This window comes from Pseudarthrobacter sp. 10T415 (assembly GCF_056394175.1).
On the sequence record NZ_JBFTHJ010000004.1, the window covers coordinates 273,064 to 293,560 of the forward strand.

Consider the following 20,497-nt stretch of genomic DNA (forward strand, 5'->3'; position numbering starts at 1 on the left):
GGAAGTTGGAACGATGAAGTTCGGTAAGCAGCCCGCCCCGGTGGCGGACATCAACGAGGACCTGCTTGAGGTCCACAAGCCCAAGACCGAGGCCGCAGGCGTCAAGGCCGTCATGGTGGCGCTGGAGCGCGCCGTGGCACAGGCGGGCGTGACCCGGACCGCACAGTCCCTGCTGCGGTTGAACCAGCGCGGCGGCTTCGACTGCCCGGGCTGCGCGTGGCCGGAATCGGACAAGAAGCGCAAGGCTGCCGAGTTCTGCGAGAACGGCGCCAAGGCCGTGGCCGAGGAAAACACCCTCCGCACCGTGGGCGCCGAGTTCTGGGCCAAGCACTCCATTGCTGAACTGTCGGAGAAGACCGAATACTGGCTGGGAAACCAGGGCCGGCTCAGCGAACCCATGGTGATCCGGGAAGGCGAAACGCACTATTCGCCCATCTCCTGGAACGACGCGTTTGAGCTGATCGGTGAGCACCTCCGCGCCACCACGCCGGACCGGTCCGTGTTCTACACCTCGGGCCGCACCGCCAACGAGACTGCTTTCATGTATCAGCTGTTCGCGCGGGCCCTTGGCACCAACAACCTTCCGGACTGCTCCAACATGTGCCACGAGTCCTCCGGCTCCGCGCTGAACCCGACCATCGGCATCGGCAAGGGCACCGTGTCCCTGGACGATATCCACGACTCCGAACTCATCTTCGTGGTGGGCCAGAACCCGGGCACCAACCACCCGCGCATGCTCTCAGCACTCAAGGAGTGCAAGGACAAAGGCGGCAAGGTGGTGGCCGTGAACCCGCTGCCCGAGGCCGGCCTGTTCAACTTCAGGGACCCCCAGACGGTGTCCGGCGTGGTGGGCGGCGGCACGCCGCTGGCCGACGAATACCTGCAGATCAAGGTGGGCGGGGACCTGGCCCTGTTCCAGGCGCTCGGCCACCTGCTGCTGGAGGCCGAGGAGAAGAACCCGGGAACCGTCGTCGACCATTCCTTCATCGCCGCTCAGACGGACGGGTTCGACGCCTACCGCGACGCCCGCCGCACCCTGGACTGGGACGAGACGGAGAAGGCCACCGGCCTGGACCGGGCGCAGATCGAGAAGGTGGCAGGGATGCTGCTGGCCTCCAAGGCCTCCATCTTCTGCTGGGCGCTGGGTGTCACCCAGCAGCCGCACTCCGTGGACACCATCAAGGAAATGGTCAACGTCCTGCTGCTGCAGGGCAACTTCGGCAAGCCCGGCGCGGGCGCGTGCCCCGTCCGCGGGCACTCCAACGTCCAGGGCGACCGGACCATGGGCATCTGGGAAAAGCCCAAGGAATGGCTGCTCGCGGCCCTCGATGCCGAGTTCGGGATTACGTCCCCCCGGCACCACGGCCACGACGCCGTGGAGTCCATGGAGGCCTTCGACCGCGACGAGGTGGACGTCTTCGTTTCGATGGGCGGCAACTTCTCGCTCGCCTGCTCGGACACCGAGGCGCTGGAAGCCGGCATGCAGCGCATCGGCCTGACGGTGCACATCAGCACCAAGCCCAACCGCTCCCACATTGTGCACGGCCGCACGTCCCTGATCCTGCCCACGCTGGGCCGCACGGACAAGGACGACAAACACCCCAAGGGCGCGCAGTTCCTCTCCGTGGAGGACTCCATGTCCGTGGTCCACTCCACCCAGGGCCGCCTCACGCCGGTGTCCGAGCACCTGCTCGCGGAACCCGTGATCGTGGCCCGGATGGCCGAGGCTACCTTCGGCAAGGACCACTCCGTGGACTGGCGCGGCATGGCCGAGGACTACGACGTGATCCGCGACCACATCTCCCGCGTCCTGCCCGGCTTCGAGGACTTCAACGCCAGGGTCCGGACCAGGAACGGCTTCGTGCTGCCCAACCCGCCGCGCGACACCCGCTCCTTCGCCACGGACATCGGCCGCGGCCGGTTCACTGTCAGCCCGCTGGAGTACCTGACGCCGCCGGCCGGCCACCTGGTGCTGCAGACCATCCGCAGCCACGACCAGTACAACACCACGTTCTACGGCCTGGACGACCGCTACCGCGGCGTCTCCGGCGGCCGCCGCGTCATCCTGATCCACCCGGAGGACCTTGCCGAGTCGGGCTTCCAGGACCGGGAACTCGTGGACGTGGTGAGCACGTTCCAGGGAGTCGACCGCCGCGCGGACAAGTTCCGCCTGGTGGCCTACCCCACCGCCAAGGGCTGCGCAGCGGCGTACTTCCCCGAAGCCAACGCCCTGGTCCACAAGGAAAACGTGGCCCGCGAATCCAACACCCCCGGCTTCAAGGCCATGTTCGTCCGCTTCGAACCGCACAAGGATGAAGCGGCCGTGGCCGAAGAGCCCGCGTCGCTGCAGGCCAGCGGCGTCTAGGTTTCACCACACGAACGCCCCCGCTTCCGGAAGGAAGCGGGGGCGTTCTGCTGCTGGCCGGCGTTCCCTTTCTGCCGGCAAACAAAAGGGTGGCTGGGCCTGCAGGTCTCAGGCAGGCCCAACCACCCTGTGGGAGGAAAGTGAATCAGCCGCGGATGCGCTCCATGCCCGGGTCCACCAGGGGCTCAGCGGAGACGGTGGCCGCCACGCGCTTGCCGAAGTATTCGATCTCCACGGCGTCACCGATTTCGACGCCGGCAGGCAGCCACGCGTAGGCGATCGGCTTGTGCACGGTGTAGCCGTAGGCGGCGCTGGTGACGTACCCAACGGCTTCCCCGCCCACGTACACAGGTTCCTTGCCGAGAACCACTGACGTGCCGTCGTCGACCGTCAGGCAGCGCAGGGCCCGGGTGGCGGGCTGCTCCTTGCGCGATGCAAGGGCTTCGGCGCCCACGAACCCGGTTTTGTCCTTGGCCACGGAGAAGCCCAGGCCGGACTCGTAGGGGTGGTGTTCGGACGTCATGTCGGTGCCCCACAGCCGGTAGCCCTTCTCCAGCCGCATGCTGTTGAAGGCGCCGCGTCCGGCGGCCACGATGCCGTGCTCCCGGCCGGCCTCGAACAGCAGGTCCCAGAGCTTCAGGCCGTACTCGGCGGTGGTGTAGAGCTCCCAGCCCAGTTCGCCCACGTAGGACAGGCGCATGGCCGTGACGGGGATGCCGCCTACGGAGATTTCCTTGGTCCGGAAGTACTTCAGGCCGTCGTTGGTCAGGTCGTCTTCACTGACCTTGCCGATCACTTCGCGGGCCAGCGGGCCCCACAAACCGATGCAGCAGGTGCTGCCGGTGATGTCGGTGACGTGCGCCCACTGGGCCGGATCGGCAGCCGACTGCAGGCGGGCCTCCACGCGGAGGTAGTCGAAGTCCACATTGCTGTTGACGCCCAGCTGGAACTCCTCCTCGCTGAGCCTGGCGACGGTCACGTCACTGCGGATGCCGCCGTCGTGCTCCAGCAGGAGGCAGTAGGTCACGGCGCCGGGCTTCTTGGCGATGTTGCCCGTGCTGAGCCGGTGCAGCAGCGCCTGCGCCCCGGGGCCGGTCACGGATAGCCGCTTCAGCGGCGTCATGTCGTAGAGTCCGACGGCGGTGCGCGTCTTCCACGCTTCGGCGGCGGAGATGGGGGAGTGGAACATGGCGGCCCACTCCTCGCGTTCGGGCGCGCGCCATTCCTCGGGCAGCTCCGCCAGGAGCCCGCGGTTGGCTTCGAACCAGTGCGGGCGCTCCCAGCCGGCGGACTCCAGGAAGAACGCCCCGAGCTCTTTCTGACGGACGTTGAACGGGCTGACCCGCAGGTCCCGCGGCGACTTGCGCGGCTGCAGCGGGTGGAGGATGTCGTAGATCTCCACGAAGTTCTGCTGTGAGGTTTCGCTGACGTACGAATCGGACGTCTGCACCTTTTCGAAGCGGGTGAGCTCCGTTCCGTGCAGGTCGGTGCGGGAGCGGCCTTCCACGAGCAGTTCGGCGACGGCCTTGGCTACGCCGGAGGAGTGCGTCACCCAGACAGCTTCGGCCACGAAGAAGCCGGCCAGGTCCGGGTGTTCGCCGATCAGCGGGCCGCCGTCCGGGGTGAACGAGAAGATGCCGTTGAAGCCGTCCTGGATGTCTGCGCTGCGCAGTGCCGGCAGCAGGTCCTGGCTGTCCTCCCACGCGGGCACGAAATCCTCGAGGGTGAAGTCGAGCCGGGACGGCATGCGGTGGTCGGACATCTCGTCGGCGGCCACCTGCGGCAGTGCGGACATGTCCACGGGCATCGGACGGTGGGCGTAGCTGCCGATGCCGATGCTGTCGCCCCATTCGCGGTAGTACAGGTCCTTGTCCTGGTAGCGCAGGATGGGCTTGCTGGCTCCCTTGGGGAGCTCGTTGACGCCCTCAAGTTCGGGAAGCGGAGTAGTGACAACGTACTGGTGGGCCAGTGGCAGGAGGGGGACCTCCAGGCCCACCATCTTGCCGAGCTCGCGGCCCCAGAACCCTGCGCAGGAAACCACGATGTCCGCCGGGATCACGCCGTCGGAGGTCTCGACACCGGTGACCTTGCCGCCCTCCCGGGCGATGCCGGTGACCGCGGTGGAACCAAGGTAAGTGACGCCGTGTTCCCTGGAACGCTCGATCAGCAGCTGTACCGCCCGTGCGGCCAGCGCGAGCCCGTCGGTGGGAATGAGCAGGCCGCCCAGGACCTCGCGGCCGCCGGTGAGCGTGCCGGAGTTCAGCAGCGGGTAGATCTTTTCGCATTCATCAGCGTCGATGATCCGGCTTTCGACACCCCAGGAGGTCATCACGCCCATCTTGCGCTTGAGGTCCGCCAGCCGCTCGGGGGTGGTGGCCAGCTCCAGGCCTCCCACCTGGTTGAAGCAAGACTCCCCGTCCTTGCTGAGCGAGAGCAGTTTGTTGACGGTGTAGGTGGCGAACTCCGTCATGGTCTTAGACCCATTGTTCTGGAACACCAGGCCAGGAGCGTGGGAGGTGGAACCGCCGGCAAGTTCAAGGGGTCCCTGTTCCACCACGGTGATGTTGGTCCAGCCGCGGCTGGCGAGTTCGTCGGCGAGGTTCGTGCCGACGATGCCGGCTCCGATGATGACGACGCGGGGCGATGCGGTCATGGCGTGTGGATCTCCTGGTTGGCGGTGTTAAGTGGGAGCTGCGCTGTCGCTTCGCTATGAGCAACGCACATCACCATATGCAACACGGTGGCGCAGCTCACATCAGATGTCAAGGGGCTGCCTGCTTTGTTGCGGAGCCGGCGGGAGTATTATGGGGGCAAAGAGAAAGGCCCCCGCCGCAAATGCGGCGAAGGCCTCTTTCCTTGGCGGCCCGGTTATGCCCCGGGTCGTTTCGGGCAGTCCCGGGTCAGTGGGAGAAGTCCGCCGAGATCTCGGCGAGGGTGCGCCCCTTCGTCTCCGGCGCGAGCCATTGCGAGAGGGCTGCGCCGAGCAGTGCGACGGCTGCGGCCACCACCATGCTCGGGCCCATGCCGATGTTGCTGATCGCCCACGGCAGGGCAAAGGTGCCGAGTGCGGCCCCGATGCGGCTGAAGGCGGCCGCGAAGCCCGTTCCGATGCCGCGCAGGTGGCCGGGGAATACCTCGGACGGATAGACCTGGGTCATCGTGGTGTAGCCGGCATTGAAGAAGGAGAACGCGAAGAACAGGACGAGTATCAGGATCGCCGGTGCGTCCGCCCAGACGCCAATGACCAGCAGGATGCCTGCGCACAGCCACTGCCCGGGCACGGTAAGGATCCGGCGGCCGAGCCGGTCAATCAGGAGCACCGAGGTGACAACACCCGCGGTTGCAAGGGCGGACAGGCCCACTCCACCGGCCCAGCCGCCGCCGAAACCGAATTGGTTGAGCACTTCGTCGGCAAAGGTGGCGATTGCGAAGTACGGGGTGACAGCGCAGAACCAGAAACCTGAGGTGAAGAGGGTGGTGCGCCAGTACTGCTTCGAGAACAGCATCCCCACGGAGGCGGTCTTGATTTTGCTCCTGCTCTTCGCGGCCTGGGCCTCCTGGATCATCCGGAGATCTATTTCTTCGGTGATGCTGTCGTGCATCTGGGGCGATTCGACGTACCGGTGCGCAATCGCCAGTGCCTCCTCACGCCGTCCCTTCGTGATGAGCCAGCTCGGCGATTCGGGGAGGCCGATGCGGGCGACGAACAGGACGGCTGCGATGATCGTGCTCGAGCCGAGGACGAGGCGCCATGGTGCGCCGGCGTCGTGCAGGAGCGTGCCGATGATGAACGCCATCATGAAGCCGACGTACCAGGCCACCAGGGTCAGTCCGAGCAGCCGCCCGCGGAGCTTGGGAGGGGAGAACTCTGACAGCAGAGGTCCGCCGATGGAGTATTCGCCGCCGATCGCGACGCCCATGAAGAACCGGATGATGGCCAGCTGGATCACGGCCCCGTCGCCGGAGGCGACGAAGAACTGGGCCGCTGAGGCGGCCAGGAACAAGCCCATGTCCACGAGGAACATGGGCTTGCGTCCGAACTTGTCGGCAGCCCAGCCGGCCAACGGGGAACCGACGAAGATACCCACCAGCGGGCCGGCGGCGATCATGCCCAGCGACAGTGCGTCGAGCTGGAGGTCTGACCGCATCAGTCCCGTGACGGGACCGATGATTCCGAGGATGTAGCCGTCGAGGAACATCCCGCCGATGAAGACAGCGACAAGCCGAATCATGAAGCGGCGTTTGAACGTGGAGCTGGTACTTTCTGCTCTGCTTTGATCGATGGTGCTGCCACCTTGGATTGTCATCAACAGTTCCTTCGGGTTTTGTTGCGGCAGCGGGATGCTCGCCGCAGCGGGGGCCGCTGGGGAGCAGGGTTCCTCCACCAGCGGCCACCGCAAGGTCGGGTTTCTCGTTGAAGTGATCGCGTCCCAGTTGCCTAGGCCCGGTGCCGAGGAATGGGAAGTACGCGCATCTGAGAAGGTATTCGTTCCGGGATGATCAACATGCTTCGTGTTATGCAACAAAACAGTGCGCCAGGTCACACCCGTTGTCAAGAAGATGTCGGCCGGTAATTGCGATGCCCAGCACTGGCGCCCGCCCTGAAAATGGGCAGCAGGAATCGCGCCCCCGGCTACGGGGGAGAGACTGGCACGAACTGGCGCCGCGGGGCGCTAGTTGTTCTGGCCGGCGCCTGCCTGGAGAAGGTCTTCTGTTACGGCACGTGGCAGGTCCAACCGGTCCCGGCCCGCGTAGACGTTCAGGCTGTGGCCCCTGCTGAATCCCGCCAGCGTGAGGCCGGTTTCAACCGCCAGGTCGATGGCCAGGCTTGACGGGGCGCTCACCGCGGAGAGCACTGGAATACCGGCAAGTGCGGCCTTCTGGACGAGTTCAAACGACGCCCGGCCGGACACCTGCAGCACCGTGCCGCGCAGGGGCAGCAGGCCTTGCCGGAGGGCCCACCCCACCACCTTGTCCACGGCATTGTGCCGGCCCACGTCCTCGCGCAGGCACAGCAGCTCGGGCTCGCCACCCCCCACCCGGAAGAGGCCGGCAGCGTGGACACCGCCGGTCTTGTCGAATACGGCCTGGGCTTCCCGGAGCTTGTCCGGGAGGGCGGCGAGTGCGTCAACCGGGACCTTCAGCGGGTCCGCCGAGGGATCGTAGTGCAGGGTCTTCCGCACTGCCTCGATGGACTCCGTTCCGCAGATGCCGCACGAGCTGGAGGTGTAGACATGCCGCATCGTTTCGGGCAGGGGCACGTCCGGACGCAGCTGGGCGTCCACCACGTTGAAGTTCTGCACTTCGTCGGGACCGCCGGCGCAGAAGCGCAGGGACACCAGCTCGGACCCGTCCCGGATTACACCTTCGGAGACGAGGAACCCGGCCACGAGGTCGAAGTCGTCGCCCGGCGTCCTCATGGTGACGGCGAACGAACGGCCGCCCAGCCGGATCTCCAAGGGCTCTTCCGCGGCGATCACATCCTCCTTGAACCGGACCGGATATTCCGTGCCCGAGCCGTCCAGCTGGAAGCGGTGGATCTTGCGGCGCTGCGTCATGCGTGCCAAAGCGTGCTCCTTCCAGCGCTTGCGGCCACCGGGGCGGCTGCGGCCGCCGGGGTCCAGGGAAGTGGCAGTACCGGCACGGGTTGCCCCGAGTCGACGCCGCCGGGAGGGACAACCATGATGCCCTCGGCCCAGGCCAGTCCGCGCATCATTCCCGGTCCGGTGTGGGCCACGGGAAAGGCCAGTCCGGACAGGAACCGGCACGGGATGAGCCGCGTCCGCCCCTTCCCGTCGCTGCAGCCGCCGTCGGGGCCGAAGTCATTGCCGGAGGGGGCGTACCGGACCTGCGGCAGGGGCTGGTTTCCCAGCGCTGCCAATAGGGGTGCGCCAATGGTGACCAGCGCCATCATGGCGGCGAGGGGATTTCCGGGAAGTCCGACGGCGAAGCGCCCGTCGGGCAGTTCGGCCAGGACGGCAGGGTGTCCGGGGCGCATGGCGACACCGTCCAGCAGCAGGCGTCCGCCCAGCGCGGCCACCGCGTCCCGGAAGTGGTCGGTGCCGGACTTGCCGGTCCCCCCGGTGGTGATGACGACGTCGGCCCGCGACTTCGAACCGGCACCGGAGCCTTCCATCGCCTCCAGCCAAGCATCGAAGGAGTCGCCAATGCGGGTGAAGCCGCCCGGTACGCCGCCCAGCTGGGAAATGACGGTGCCGAGCTGCGGTCCGAAGGTGTCCCGGACGTTTCCGGGGGCAGGAATGCCTGACGTCACTACCTCGGAGCCGGTCAGGACGACGGAAACCATTGGTTGCGACTGCACCTCCACCTGGTCATAGCCGGCCACGGCGGCAAGGGCCAGGTGGGCCGGGTTGAGGACGGTGCCCGCGGGGATCAGCGTTTCGCCGGCCAATGCCTCGGTCCCTGCGGGGCGCACGTGCTGGCCCGGCCGCGGTTCACCCGGCTTCGCGTCGGCGCGGACGGTAAGGGCGGGACGCCCCGTTTCGTCCTTAGCCACCAGGCCGCTTTCCTTGCGGAGCACCGCTGTTGCGCCGTCCGGAACCAGGCCGCCGGTGGCGATGACGGCTGCCGTGCCCGGCGCGAGTGGTTGCAGCCCGCCGGCCAGGAGCCAGGGTCCATCCCCGTTCAGTGCCCAGCCGTCCATTGCCGAAGAGGCGTAGTGGGGCAGGTCCTGCATCGCGGTCACCGCGCTGGAGAGGGTTCGTCCGGCCGCTTGATGGAGCGGAACCTGAACGGAGGGGAGGGGTCCTGCGCAGTCGTAGGCAAGGCGCCTGGCTTCCGGCCAATCGATCGAGTGCAGTCCGGTCCCCGCCATTGGGGACGTGGGATCTGCGATGGGCGTAAACGTCATCATGGATGCCCCTTGCGGAGTTGAAGCGAAAACGCCCGTTGCCCGTAAGCGGTGCTTCGACGAGGAATACCTCCCCAGGTTTCAGGCCATCGAAGCACCGTCTACGAGCAACGGGCGACTGATATCTCATTGTTAGAGCAATAGATATATCAGTTATGTTAGGTCAGTAGTGGATGCCGTGTCCACACTTTTTTGAACGCTAGGCGTTTTCCAGGAGCTGGACGGGCGACTGCTGCCGGGCAGCCTCCACCGTGTGCAGCAGCAACAGCGCGGTGGTCACCGAGCCGACGCCGCCGGGGACCGGGGTCAGCGCGGCGGCGATGCCGTTCACGCTTGCCCCGTCCACATCGCCCACCAGGGAGCCGTCCGGGAGGACGTTGGTGCCAACGTCCACCACCACGGTGTCCGGCGAGATGTGGCTGCCGTTCACCAGTCCCGTTCTTCCGGCGGCCACCACCACAATGTCCGCCTGCCTGGTATGCCGTTCCAGCGGGCCGGAACGCGAGTGGCACACGGTGATGGCCGCGTCGCGTTCCAGCAGCAGCAGCGCCAGGGGTTTGCCCACGACGGCGGACCGGCCCACCACGGCCACGCTGCGGCCTGCAACGGGGACGTCGTAGTGGTCGAGGATTTCCACCACGGCGCGGGCGGTTGCCGGTGCAAAGGCCGGCTGCCCCACGGCAAGCCTGCCGAGGCTAAGCGGGTTGGCGCCGTCAATGTCCTTTTCCGCCGCGATCAGGCCCACCAGGGCATCGCTCCGGACTCCTGCCGGCAGTGGCGTCTGCAGGATGATGCCGTGGACCGAGGGCTCCGCGCTGAGGTCCCGCAGGACGTTGGCCAGCACCTGCTCGGTGGCATCGTGCCCGAGGTCGATGATGCGGCAGCCGATGCCCGCAGCTTCAGCCGCCCGTTCGATGGAGCGGACGTACCAGTGCGTTGACTCGTCGTCGGTGGCGATGACCACGGCCAGGGACGGATGCGCACCGTCCCGCTCGAGTGCCCGGGCCTCATCCTGGGCGCGCTGCCGGATGACTCCGGCCAGCGCTTTTCCGGACAGTGTTGTGGTAGTCGAGGTGCTCATCGAAGGATCCTTTCCCGTACCCGGGCCGCGAGGCTGTCCGCTGCCGCAACAACCTTGTCTGCGAGGCCGTCCGTCTGGTCGGCCAGCAGCGACCTGACGGACGGGTCCTTGATGGCCACGAGGTTGATGTCGATGTTCACCCTGGCGGTGGTTGCGGCGGCCCGGGCGGCATCCGCCGCTGCTGCGACGTCGCTGATGACGTTCGGGTTTGCCACCTCGCCCAGTTCGGTGGCGAGTTGCACCACCGAACCGGCGAGTTTGATGAGCTGAGCCGGGGTCTGCGCTGCCTGGACGAGGGCTGCCTGGATGGCGCCGCTCTTGGCAGCCTTCAGTTCCTCCGTGTCGGCAGGCAGCTTGTAGGAATCGATGACCGCCTGGAAGACCTGCTCATCCGAATCCGCCAGCCGCAGGGCTTCGGTGGCGAGTTCGTCGGCGATGCCGGTGATCCGCTCCACCAGCGCCGCGTGTTCCGCATACTTGGGACCCGTGGTGTACCGGGCAACCATGGCCACCAGGGCGGCACCCTGCGCAGCATGGAGGGCCGCAGCGGCGCCGCCCCCGGGGGTCGGCTGCCGGGAGGCGAGCCGGGCGAGGTAGCCGCTGATGGTCTCTGCGCCTATTGACGCCGGGCCGGGGGAACCTGCGCTGTCCGCTTGCTGTTCGGCCATGGTCAGCCGCGCAGCCGGGACATCGTGGGATCGTACAGCGGATCCTGAGTGACGGTGGCCACGATGCGGCGGCCGAAGTACTCGATTTCCACCGCGTCGCCTACCGAGACCTCGGCGGGAAGGTAGGCGTACGCAATGGGCTTGGCCACCGTGTATCCGTAGGCCGCGCTGGTGACGTAACCCACCGCCTGGTCCTTGTAGAACACCGGTTCCTTGCCCAGCACGATGCTGCGGCCGTCGTCGACCGTCAGGCAGCGCAGGCGACGCGCCGACGTCTCCTCCGAGCGTCCTTCCAGGGCGGCCTTGCCGACGAAGTTCTCCTTGGCCATCTTGACGGCGAAGCCAAGGCCCGCCTCGAACGGATCGTGCTCGGTGGTCATGTCGGTGCCCCAGGAGCGGTAGCCCTTCTCCAGTCGCAGCGAGCTGAAGGCGGCGCGGCCTGCGGCGACGATGCCGAAGGGCTGGCCGGCCTTCCACAGCGCATCCCAGAGGCGCTGGCCGTTGTCTGCGCTGGTGTACAGCTCCCAGCCGAGCTCGCCGACGTAGGACAGCCGCATGGCGGTGACCGGGACGCCGCCGATGACAACCTGCTTGGACCGGAAGTACTTCAGGCCGTCGTTGGTGAAGTCGTCGCTGCTGACTGCGCCGACCACTTCACGGGCGAGTGGCCCCCAAAGGCCGATGCAGCAGGTGCCGCCGGTGGTGTCGCGCACCTGGACCCAGTCGCTGGCGGTGCCGCTTTCGGTCTGGTGCCGTGCGGCCCGGTCGAAGTACGCGGTGTCGATATTGCCGTTGGCGCCGAGCTGGAACGTGTCCTCGCTCAGGCGGGCCACGGTGATGTCGCTTCGCACGCCGCCCTCGTGGTCAAGCAGGAGCGTGTAGGTGACGGCTCCCGGCTTCTTGTTGAGGTCCGCGGTGGTCAGTTCCTGCAGCAGTTTCAGGGCGCCCGGGCCGGAGACCTCGAGGCGCTTCAGCGGCGTCATGTCGTACATGGCGACGGCGGTACGGGTCTTCCATGCTTCGGCAGCCGCAATGGGCGAGCTGAACATTCCGGACCAGGCATCGCGTGCCGGCGGCTGCCAGTCTGCCGGCATCTCCTTGAGCAGCTCGGCGTTGGCCTCGAACCAGTAGGGGCGTTCCCAGCCGCCGCCTTCCAGGAAGTAGCCGCCCAACTGCTTGTGCCGGGCGTGGAAGGGGCTGACGCGCAGGTTGCGCGGGGACAGCTTGGGCTGGAGCGGGTGCAGGACGTCGTAGATTTCCACGAAGTTCTGCTGCGAGGTTTCGCTGACGTACTCGGGGGTCAGCTGGACTTCCTCGAAACGATGGATGTCGCAGTCACCCAGGTCGATGGAGGACTTGCCGGTGGTCAGCAACTCGGCCACGGCGCGGGCAATGCCGGCGGAGTGGGTGACCCACACGGCTTCGGCAACGAAGAAGCCGTCCAGTTCCTTGGATTCGCCCACCAGGGAGCCGCCATCCGGGGTAAAGGAGAAGATGCCGTTGAAGCCGTCCTCGATCTCGCTTTCGCGCAGGGCGGGCAGGATCTGCTTGGTGGCCTCCCAAGCGGGGAGGAAGTCCTCCACGGTGAAGTCCAGCCGGGACGGCATGTTGTGCTCGCTGATCTCGTCCGGCTTGAAGCTGCCGAGTTCGTCCAGGTCCACGGGCATGGGTTTGTGGGCGTAGGAACCGATGCCGTACCGGTCACCGTGCTCGCGGTAGTAGAGGTCCTGGTCCTGGTGGCGGAGGATGGGGAGCTGTGCGCCGTTGGGCAGCTCATTCTTGCCCTGCAGGGCCGGGACCGGAGTGGTCTTGACGTACTGGTGGGCCAGGGGCAGCAGCGGCACGGACATGCCGATCAGTTCGCCGATCTTGGCACCCCAGAATCCGCCGCAGGAGACCACGATGTCTGCCGGGATCACGCCGTCGGGCGTCTGCACGCCGGTGACGCGGCGGCCGGACTGTTCTATCCCCGTGACAGTGGTGTTGCCCTGGTACTTCACGCCGGCGGCTTCGGTGCGCTTGATCAGCAGCTGCACGGCGCGGGCAGCGCTGGCGAGTCCGTCGCTGGGAACGTGGAGGCCGCCGAGGATGTCCTCATCGTTGATGAGCGGGTAGAGCTCCTTGCATTCGGCCGGGGAGAGGATGGAACCCTCGATGCCCCATGCCTGTGCGTACCCGAGCTTGCGCTTGAGGTCGGCCAGGCGGGTTTCGTTGGTGGCAACTTCGAGGCCGCCCACCTGGTTGAAGCAGCTGACGCCGTCCTCGGTCAGGGAGAGGAGCTTTTCCACCGTGTACTTGGCGAACAGCGCCATGGACTTGGAGGGGTTGGTCTGGAAGACCAGGCCGGGGGCGTGGGACGTTGAGCCGCCCGGCATGTTGAGCGGGCCCTGGTCCAGGACGGTGATGTTGTTCCAACCCCTGGTGACCAGTTCATCCGCCAGGTTCGTGCCGACAATGCCAGCTCCGATGATGACAATGCGTGGCGTCGATTCCATGTGGTTCTCCTGCTGAAAAGTCATTGATGTGCTGTGTGCTGGGTGCGGCGCCGGCTAGCGGAACACCACGGTGCTGGTCTGGTCCAGCAGGACGCGGTGCTGGCAGTGCCACCGCACGGCGCGGGACAGGGCGAGGGCTTCGGCGTCCTGGCCCACGGTGGACAGGGTGCCCGGTCCGAAGCTGTGGTCAACCCGGATGACTTCCTGTTCGATGATGGGACCCTCGTCCAGATCGGCGGTGACGTAGTGCGCGGTGGCACCGATGAGCTTGACGCCGCGGGCGTGGGCCTGGTGGTAGGGCTTTGCACCCTTGAAGCCGGGCAGGAAGGAGTGGTGGATATTGATGGCGCGGCCTTCGAGGGCACGGCACAGATCGTTGGACAGGACCTGCATGTAGCGGGCCAGGACCACCAGGTCCACGTCGTATTCCTCCACCAGGTCCAGCAGGCGCTGCTCGGCGTCCGCCTTCGTGTCCGCGGTGACGGGAATGTGGATGAACGGCAGGCCGGCGGCCTCGGCCATCGCGCGGTGGGTTTCGTGGTTGGACACGACTGCAACGAGGTCACCGCCCAGGGTGCCGCCGCGCCAGCGGAAGATGAGGTCGTTGAGGCAGTGCCCGAACTTGGACACCATCACCAGCACGCGCTGCTGGGTCTGGTCGTTGAAGCTGAACTTCATGTCGAACCGGTCTGCGATGGGACGGAACTCTTCTTCGAGCGTTTCCCGGGTGTAGGCCGGCGAACCGGAGAACGCGGTACGCAGGTGCAGCGTTTCGCGGAGGCTGTCATCGAACTGCTGGTGCTCGTCAATGTTGAAGCCGCGGTCGAACAGGAAGGTTGTCACGGCCTGGACGATGCCGGCGCGCTCGCCGCAGGACAGGGTCAGGACAAACTTCTGATCCGTCGGCTGCTCAACCGTTTCGGTAAGCGTGGTCCCGCCGAGGGCCGTCGATGAGGCTGTTTCCACCAGGGTCATGTCTCCTCCTTCTATAGATATATTCCTGTGTTGCGTACTGATATATTAGGTTGGAGATCAGCGTATACTGGTCGGTGGGTGAGGTCAATAGGTTTTTTCGACTCAAGGGGAAGAGGTCCTGCGATGGCAATTGAAACTTTGGCGCTCGCGGAAGATGCCGCCAGGAAATCGCTAGCGGACGTGGCCTACGAAAGCATCCGCGACAGGCTGCTGATGCTGGACATCAAGCCGGGCGACCTGCTTAACGACGATGCGCTGTCCAAATCACTGGGCGTGGGGCGGACGCCCGTTCGCGAGGCCCTCAAGCGGCTGGAACTGGACAGGCTGGTGGTGACCTACCCCCGGCGCGGCACCTTCGCCACCCGCGTGGATGTGACCGACCTTTCGTTCATCTCTGAGATCCGCGCGCAACTGGAGCCCTTGGCAGCTTCGCGCGCAGCGCGTGTTGCCTCGCCGGCCGTCCGGGCGAACCTCAAAGACATTTTGGCCGAGGTTGAGGCCTTCGATGTCAGCGCAGCCTCCGTGGTGGAAACCCTCCAGCTGGATTCCCGGGTCCACCACAGCATCTATGCGGCAGCCGCCAACCCGCACCTCGAAGACATCCTGATCCGCTACGACAACCTGGCAACGAGGATCTGGTGCATGGTGGTGGACCGCCTGCCGGACCTCTCGGTCCATGTGCATGAACACCTGAACCTGCTGCGGGCGGTCATCGACGGCGATGAGGACAGCGCGGCCGATCTGGCGCGCGTGCACGTCAGCGGGTTCGAGCGCGCCGTCCGTGAGGCATTGTTCAGCGCCTGAGTGCCTCCTTGGGTCGGTCCACGGGGATCCCGTCAGCGGATGCCCTGCAATTACGCCGACCGTCAGGCGCTGTTGGGGCACGCCCTCCAGCAGCCCGCGCCACCATCGCGCTGCCGTTCAGCTGTGCGCGCGGCGTATTTCCTGCCGATGCCGCCGACATTCCGGAACGGTGTTGACGCCCCGTGTGACCCGGGTCATACTTTGATCACCATTGATATATCAAAAAAATATCAATGCGAACCCAGAAGGGTTGACCACACTATCCGGAGGAAGAGATGAACCCCAGCGTGCACGCCGTCGCAGATGCCGGAAGCAGCACCCTCGAGGCAAGGCTGAACGGCCGCGGAAAGAGCGTGCCGGTGCAGGGAGTCCGGGCCGACTGGGCCCGCCTTCCCGGACACATCGTGGAGGTGTGGTTGCTCGGGGAGCACGTGGCGACGGGCGTGGTGGACCAGGCCGCGGACGACGATTCGGTCCTGTGGCTCGCCGGCGCCGGCGCCGATACCCGCCGCCTTTTCGACAAGGGCACCGGCTACCAGATCTGGGTTTAGGCCCGTACTGAAGCTGTCTTGGCGGCCAAACCGTTTGGAGCAGGTTCCAGCCGGCGACGTCACCCGGCGCCGCTGGCGGGTCGAGCGGCAGCACCACGGAAATGCCCGAACCCCACCCCGGCAGGAGGTCCACCTCCATGCGCCCGGCCAGTGCCTGCACCCGGCCACTGCAGCCGGCCCATGGCGGGCGCCTCGGTGGACAGTTCGGCTGATCCACCGTGGAACCGGAGGAAAGCCTGGTCCTCGCCTGAAGGGCGCGGGAAGCAAAAAGGGTCCGGCCCCGGTGGAAATCCACCAGGGCCGGACCTTCTTTTGCGTGGTTTGGCTAGTTCTTGCTGGCCTCGGCGCTGGAAACAGCGCTGGAACCCGTGCCGGGGCAGGATTCCCCTTCCGCGCACTTCTCGCTGTGTTCGTGCCGGGTCACCAGGTCGAACTGGACGCCGCCGTGCTGTTCGACGCCGGTGCGGATGGCGCGTTCGACGACGGACGTCGCCAGGCGGCGGCGCAGCGACAGCGGGTCCCGCCGCAGGTCCTTGGCGAGGGCGAAGCACAGCAGCAGCATCACCACGACGAACGGCAGCGCCGCCACAATGGTGATCCTTTGCAGGCCTGACAACGCTTCGGACGGTTCATCGCCGCCGGCCAGCAGCATCACCGCGGCCACGGCGCCGGTGAGGGCGCCCCAGAAGATCACGAGTCCGCGCTTGGGATCCGAGGCTCCGTTGGAGCTGAGGGAGGACATGATCAGTGAGGCTGAATCCGCGCCCGTGATGAAGAAGATGGCTACGAGGACCATCGCCAGCACGATCACCGCGGCTGTCAGCCAGCCCGGCATCGGCAGGTTCTTCACCAGGTTGAACAGTGCCCCGTCAAAGTCGATCGAAGCCACGCCGTCGGTGACGGTCATCAGGCCGGGCTGGCCTGCCTCGTCAGCTTTCTGCTGCACATCGAATGCTGCCCCGCCGAAAATTCCGAACCAGATCACGCTGACAACGCTGGGAACCAGGAGGACGCCGGTGACGAACTGCCGGATGGTGCGGCCGCGGCTGATGCGGGCGATGAACATGCCGACGAAGGGCGTCCAGGAGATCCACCAGGCCCAGTAGAAGATGGTCCAACTGGACATCCAGGTGCGCAGGGCCTCGTCCCCAACTGCCTCGGTGCGGGAGGACATCTCCGCCAGATCGCGGGCGTAGTCGCCCACGGCCGAGGGGATGAGGTTCAGGATGAACAGGGTGGGGCCGGCGATGAACACGATGAGCGCCAGGACCACGGCCAGGACCATGTTGATATTGGACAGCCACTGGATGCCGCGGCTGATGCCGGAGACTGCGGACGCCACGAAGCATGCCGTCAGGATGGCCACGATGGCCACCAGTGCCGGGGTTCCCACTTCGCCCACCCAGCCGTTGGAGGTGAGGCCGCTGCCGATCTGCAGGGCGCCCAGGCCCAGCGATGCGGCGGTGCCGAAGAGCGTGGCGAAGATGGCAAGGATGTTGATGAACTTGCCCACCGGTCCCTCAACCGTCCGGATGCCGAACAGTGACGTGAACGCTGCGGAGATCAGTTGCTTGCGGCCCAGCCGGTAGGTCCCGTAGGCCATCGCAATGCCCACCACGGCGTACATGGCCCAGGGGTGCAGGGTCCAGTGGAAGATCGAGGTGGCCATGGCGGTTTGGATGGCGGCGGGTGTGCGGCCGTCAACCGTTCCGGGTGGCGGCGAGATGAAGTGGTAGAGCGGCTCTGCGACGCCGTAGAACATCAGGCCGATGCCCATGCCGGCCGCGAACATCATGGCGATCCAGGACACGGTGCGGAATTCGGGCTTTTCGCCGTCCTTGCCGAGGGGGATGTTGCCGAACTTCCCCATGGCCAGCCACAGGACGAAGACGACAAACAGGGAGGCGAGGACCATGAAGAGCCAGCCCGTGTACTCCATGACCCAATCAAGGGCGTCCTTGGAGGTGGCGGCCAGGCTGTCCTTGCCGAAGAAACCCCAGAGCACGAAGGCGACGGCGATGGCGCCCGTGATTCCGAAAGTTGCCTTGTCCAGGGTGAGCTTGCGGTTGCGGCGCTGGGACACCGCATGTTCGGTCTTGGTCTGGCGCAGTTCCTCGAGGATCTGGTCGTACTCCTCGGTGTCCGGGAGGGGTTCCGTGAGTGCGTCCTCGGCGGGAATGCTGTCCTGGTCGTCCTCGGGACGCCCGGGTTTAGGGGTGGTTAATTCACTATTGATAGCCATGAGCTGGATCCTTTGCTCGGCGGTCATGGACATGCGCAATGGCAGGGCCTGGCGCGTCCGCCGGATCGAAGCTTGGGGGACTTCGCCGGAGTTGAAGGCCATGATGTCGCCGTAGATGGTGCGTAGCTGTTTTAAGGCAGGTGCTTGCCGGCAGTCTCTTCCCGGCGCCGGCAGGCGTGGTGCGTGGAGTTACCTCTGGTATGGGTCGCGGCGGCTGGAAGATACCGACGGACCGGGATGGCGGACGGGTAAAGCACCTGGGGAGTGTTTCGCAAGGGTCAACAGTATTCGCGTTAGGCAACAGAGTGCGCTACGCCACATTTAAAGTCAAGGTATTTCACCTTGCCGGTGGAACAAGACCCGGCCGCTTGACAGTGAGGAAAGCGAAATCTATTTGTTGCACACTGCGGCGACGGTTGCGCAGGGGGAACCAAAATCGCCCGAAATGGACACAAGAATGGCCCCGACCCATACGGGCCAGGGCCATTCTTAGGGGTGCTTAGCGCCTGGAGTACCCCATGTTGGCGCTGATCTGGAGGCCTGCCTCCCGGAGTGCCTCCACCAGGCCCGGAATCTTTTCCGGGTCGAAGCGGAAGGCCGGACCGGAAATGCTGATGGAGCCCACCACGTTGCCCTGGTGGTTGAGCACCGGCACCGCTATGGCGTTCAGGCCGATCTCGAACTCTTCGCGGACCACCGCGTAACCCTTGTTGCCGGCTTCCAGCAGCTGGCGGTCCAGTTCCTGCCGGTTGGTGACGGTGCGGGACGTGCGGGCCGGGAGGCCGGTCTCCTTCAGGATCCTGTCGCGTTCCTCCGTAGCCAGTGCGGCCAGGAGGATCTTTCCGCTGGACGTGGCGTGCAGCGGGGTCAGGCTGCCCACCCAGTCGTAGGTGGCCAGCGTGGAGGGTCCCATGGCCTGGTCCACGTTGACCGCGTAGTTGGAGCGCAGTACAGCCAGGTTGACCGTCTCCTTGAACTCGGCCGCGAGGCCCTCCAGGACTGGCCGTGCCTCGTGGACCAGGCTGAGCCGGCCGGGGATGACGCTGGCGAGTCGGAGGATGCCGAATCCCAGCTGGTATTTTCCGCGGTCGCTGTTCTGCTGGACCATGTCCCGGCTGACCAGGGATCCCATCAGCCGGGACACCGTGGACTTGTGGATGCCCATTTCCTCGGCAATTTCACTGACTCCGGCCTGGCCTTCACGTGCCAGGATTTCCAGGACCGCGAGGGCGCGCTCCACGGACTGCACCCCGCCGGACGGGCCGCTTTCGGCGTCCGCGTCGGGTTCGGGGTGGTTGTTCGAAGCCATCAGGCGCTCCCACGTCGTCGCTGCCGCTTGCGTGCCGGAGGGCCGCAAGCGCTGGTCGATTTCTCCATTCGATCCTATGCCGGGATCTGTGACCGGCACGACACGGTGTCCGGCAGGACGGTCTGCGACGTAGGCCGAAGGTGCAGCGGGACGGGTGCTAGCTGCCCCGGTAGGTGGAGTAGGCGAACGGGCTCAGCAGCAGCGGGACGTGGTAGTGCTCAGGGCCCGATACTTCGAAAACCAGGTCCACTTCGGGGAAGAAAGTGGCGGTCTGCAGGCCGGCGTAATACGTGCCGGTGTCAAAGTTCAGCTTGTAGTGGCCCGGTTCCAGCTGCTCGGGGCCAAGGTCCTTCGCGCGGCCGTCCGCATCGGTAGTGGAGGCGGCGAGCTCACGCCAGGTGCCGGCGTCGTTCTTCGAAAGGACGACGGCGACGCCCGCCGCCGGGCGCCCGGCACCGGTGTCGAGGATGTGGGTGGTGACGTGGGAGACGCTCATTCGGTGATCAGTCCTTCGAGCCGGAGTACGGCGATTTCGCGCAGCTGCTGGGCCACGATGGTGTCTTCCTCTGCGGGGGTGTTGGCGAGCCGGCTGTTGAGTGCCGCAAGGATTTCCGGCGCGGTACGGCCGGCGGCGCGGATAAGGAACACCCGGCCGAACTTTTCCTCGTACTCCCGGTTGCCGCGGGCCAGCGCCTCCGCCGCCGCGGCGTCCGCGGGATCCACGCCGGCCTGCTCGGAGCGGGACATGGACGCCTCGGCTGTACCCGCCGTCGGCCGTTCCCCGATCCTGGGGTGGTGGGCCATGGCGGCCTCCACCTCGGCGGGGGTGAAGGGGTTGGCGGCCCCGGACGCGAACGCCAAAAGGGCTTCCCTGGTGTCGAAGGGCCTGGCTGCGGTGACGGCATCCACCCAGCGGGTGACATCGATGCAGGGCTTGAGGGTGTCTGCGGCGGAGGAGGGGTCCGCGCTGTTGAATTCGGCAAGCTTCATGCTGGCTGGTTCCTCGGTAGCGATGCTGGCATCCATGGTGACGGCTATGCGGAGGCCGGATTGCCCGGCGCCTTCGTGACGGACTCGCCGAGGCATGTCCACTAAGGTTCCGCATCATGGAACTGTTATTTCAGCATACGTAATAT

Annotated in this window: 15 protein-coding genes; 3 read left to right on the forward strand and 12 right to left on the reverse strand. The window is 66.2% G+C overall.

The window, feature by feature from the left end:
* The first annotated feature begins 13 nt into the window (after positions 1-13).
* On the forward strand, positions 14-2,365 hold the full coding sequence (locus AC1DBN_RS08685; protein ID WP_477723015.1) for an FdhF/YdeP family oxidoreductase: 2,352 nt from the start codon (positions 14-16) through the stop codon (positions 2,363-2,365).
* 145 nt (positions 2,366-2,510) lie between these two features.
* Here AC1DBN_RS08685 and AC1DBN_RS08690 read toward each other — a convergent pair whose 3' ends face one another.
* The 8 genes from AC1DBN_RS08690 to purU form a co-directional block, all read right to left on the reverse strand.
* Complete coding sequence (locus AC1DBN_RS08690) at positions 2,511-5,018, reverse strand: GcvT family protein (RefSeq protein WP_477723016.1); 2,508 nt, start codon at positions 5,016-5,018, stop codon at positions 2,511-2,513.
* A 247-nt stretch (positions 5,019-5,265) separates the two neighbouring features.
* Complete coding sequence (locus tag AC1DBN_RS08695; RefSeq protein WP_477723017.1) at positions 5,266-6,672, reverse strand: MFS transporter; 1,407 nt, start codon at positions 6,670-6,672, stop codon at positions 5,266-5,268.
* Between the two features lie 366 nt (positions 6,673-7,038).
* A complete protein-coding gene (gene fdhD / locus AC1DBN_RS08700) occupies positions 7,039-7,932 on the reverse strand; it encodes a formate dehydrogenase accessory sulfurtransferase FdhD (RefSeq protein WP_477723018.1) in 894 nt (297 codons plus the stop codon).
* Complete coding sequence (locus AC1DBN_RS08705; RefSeq protein ID WP_477723019.1) at positions 7,920-9,239, reverse strand: molybdopterin molybdotransferase MoeA; 1,320 nt, start codon at positions 9,237-9,239, stop codon at positions 7,920-7,922. The genes fdhD and AC1DBN_RS08705 overlap by 13 nt, the downstream gene beginning before the upstream one ends.
* Positions 9,240-9,435: 196 nt before the next feature.
* Positions 9,436-10,317, reverse strand: a complete 882-nt coding sequence (locus tag AC1DBN_RS08710) for a bifunctional 5,10-methylenetetrahydrofolate dehydrogenase/5,10-methenyltetrahydrofolate cyclohydrolase (RefSeq protein WP_314214749.1) — start codon at positions 10,315-10,317, stop codon at positions 9,436-9,438.
* On the reverse strand, positions 10,314-10,985 hold the full coding sequence (locus AC1DBN_RS08715; protein ID WP_091723409.1) for a cyclodeaminase/cyclohydrolase family protein: 672 nt from the start codon (positions 10,983-10,985) through the stop codon (positions 10,314-10,316). The genes AC1DBN_RS08710 and AC1DBN_RS08715 overlap by 4 nt, the downstream gene beginning before the upstream one ends.
* A gap of 2 nt (positions 10,986-10,987) precedes the next feature.
* Positions 10,988-13,480 carry a GcvT family protein gene (locus tag AC1DBN_RS08720; protein ID WP_477723033.1) on the reverse strand — a complete coding sequence of 831 codons (2,493 nt, stop codon included), beginning with the start codon at positions 13,478-13,480 and terminating at the stop codon, positions 10,988-10,990.
* 54 nt (positions 13,481-13,534) lie between these two features.
* The gene (purU, locus tag AC1DBN_RS08725) at positions 13,535-14,455 is read right to left on the reverse strand and encodes a formyltetrahydrofolate deformylase (protein ID WP_091723406.1); all 921 of its coding nucleotides are present in this window, start codon (positions 14,453-14,455) and stop codon (positions 13,535-13,537) included.
* Positions 14,456-14,578: 123 nt separating this feature from the next.
* Here purU and AC1DBN_RS08730 point away from each other — a divergent pair, with 123 nt between their 5' ends.
* Entirely contained in the window at positions 14,579-15,259 is a 681-nt protein-coding gene (locus tag AC1DBN_RS08730) for a GntR family transcriptional regulator (RefSeq protein ID WP_091723404.1), read from the forward strand.
* 275 nt (positions 15,260-15,534) lie between these two features.
* A complete protein-coding gene (locus AC1DBN_RS08735; protein ID WP_477723020.1) occupies positions 15,535-15,810 on the forward strand; it encodes a hypothetical protein in 276 nt (91 codons plus the stop codon).
* A gap of 325 nt (positions 15,811-16,135) precedes the next feature.
* On the opposite strand, the gene AC1DBN_RS08740 is transcribed toward AC1DBN_RS08735, so the two are convergent.
* The 4 genes from AC1DBN_RS08740 to uraD all read right to left on the reverse strand — a co-directional run bounded on the left by AC1DBN_RS08740 (position 16,136) and on the right by uraD (position 20,351).
* Positions 16,136-18,052 (reverse strand): BCCT family transporter, encoded by a 1,917-nt coding sequence (locus AC1DBN_RS08740; protein ID WP_091723402.1) that lies wholly within the window; start codon positions 18,050-18,052, stop codon positions 16,136-16,138.
* 499 nt (positions 18,053-18,551) lie between these two features.
* Positions 18,552-19,361 carry an IclR family transcriptional regulator gene (locus tag AC1DBN_RS08745; protein ID WP_091723401.1) on the reverse strand — a complete coding sequence of 270 codons (810 nt, stop codon included), beginning with the start codon at positions 19,359-19,361 and terminating at the stop codon, positions 18,552-18,554.
* Positions 19,362-19,518: 157 nt separating this feature from the next.
* Complete coding sequence (gene uraH / locus AC1DBN_RS08750) at positions 19,519-19,857, reverse strand: hydroxyisourate hydrolase (protein ID WP_091723399.1); 339 nt, start codon at positions 19,855-19,857, stop codon at positions 19,519-19,521.
* Positions 19,854-20,351, reverse strand: a complete 498-nt coding sequence (gene uraD, locus AC1DBN_RS08755) for a 2-oxo-4-hydroxy-4-carboxy-5-ureidoimidazoline decarboxylase (RefSeq protein ID WP_091724205.1) — start codon at positions 20,349-20,351, stop codon at positions 19,854-19,856. Before uraD ends, uraH begins: the two co-directional genes overlap by 4 nt.
* Positions 20,352-20,497 lie beyond the last annotated feature (146 nt).

What these genes read in the sequence shown, in the direction of transcription:
- AC1DBN_RS08685 (WP_477723015.1), top strand. Translation starts at nt 14, where the DNA reads ATGAAGTTCGGTAAGCAGCCCGCCCCGGTGGCGGACATCAACGAGGAC.
- AC1DBN_RS08690 (WP_477723016.1), bottom strand. Translation starts at nt 5,018, where the DNA reads ATGACCGCATCGCCCCGCGTCGTCATCATCGGAGCCGGCATCGTCGGC.
- AC1DBN_RS08695 (WP_477723017.1), bottom strand. Translation starts at nt 6,672, where the DNA reads ATGACAATCCAAGGTGGCAGCACCATCGATCAAAGCAGAGCAGAAAGT.
- AC1DBN_RS08705 (WP_477723019.1), bottom strand. Translation starts at nt 9,239, where the DNA reads ATGATGACGTTTACGCCCATCGCAGATCCCACGTCCCCAATGGCGGGG.
- AC1DBN_RS08710 (WP_314214749.1), bottom strand. Translation starts at nt 10,317, where the DNA reads ATGAGCACCTCGACTACCACAACACTGTCCGGAAAAGCGCTGGCCGGA.
- AC1DBN_RS08715 (WP_091723409.1), bottom strand. Translation starts at nt 10,985, where the DNA reads ATGGCCGAACAGCAAGCGGACAGCGCAGGTTCCCCCGGCCCGGCGTCA.
- AC1DBN_RS08720 (WP_477723033.1), bottom strand. Translation starts at nt 13,480, where the DNA reads ATGGAATCGACGCCACGCATTGTCATCATCGGAGCTGGCATTGTCGGC.
- purU (WP_091723406.1), bottom strand. Translation starts at nt 14,455, where the DNA reads ATGACCCTGGTGGAAACAGCCTCATCGACGGCCCTCGGCGGGACCACG.
- AC1DBN_RS08730 (WP_091723404.1), top strand. Translation starts at nt 14,579, where the DNA reads ATGGCAATTGAAACTTTGGCGCTCGCGGAAGATGCCGCCAGGAAATCG.
- AC1DBN_RS08735 (WP_477723020.1), top strand. Translation starts at nt 15,535, where the DNA reads ATGAACCCCAGCGTGCACGCCGTCGCAGATGCCGGAAGCAGCACCCTC.
- AC1DBN_RS08740 (WP_091723402.1), bottom strand. Translation starts at nt 18,052, where the DNA reads ATGGCTATCAATAGTGAATTAACCACCCCTAAACCCGGGCGTCCCGAG.
- AC1DBN_RS08745 (WP_091723401.1), bottom strand. Translation starts at nt 19,361, where the DNA reads ATGGCTTCGAACAACCACCCCGAACCCGACGCGGACGCCGAAAGCGGC.
- uraH (WP_091723399.1), bottom strand. Translation starts at nt 19,857, where the DNA reads ATGAGCGTCTCCCACGTCACCACCCACATCCTCGACACCGGTGCCGGG.
- uraD (WP_091724205.1), bottom strand. Translation starts at nt 20,351, where the DNA reads ATGAAGCTTGCCGAATTCAACAGCGCGGACCCCTCCTCCGCCGCAGAC.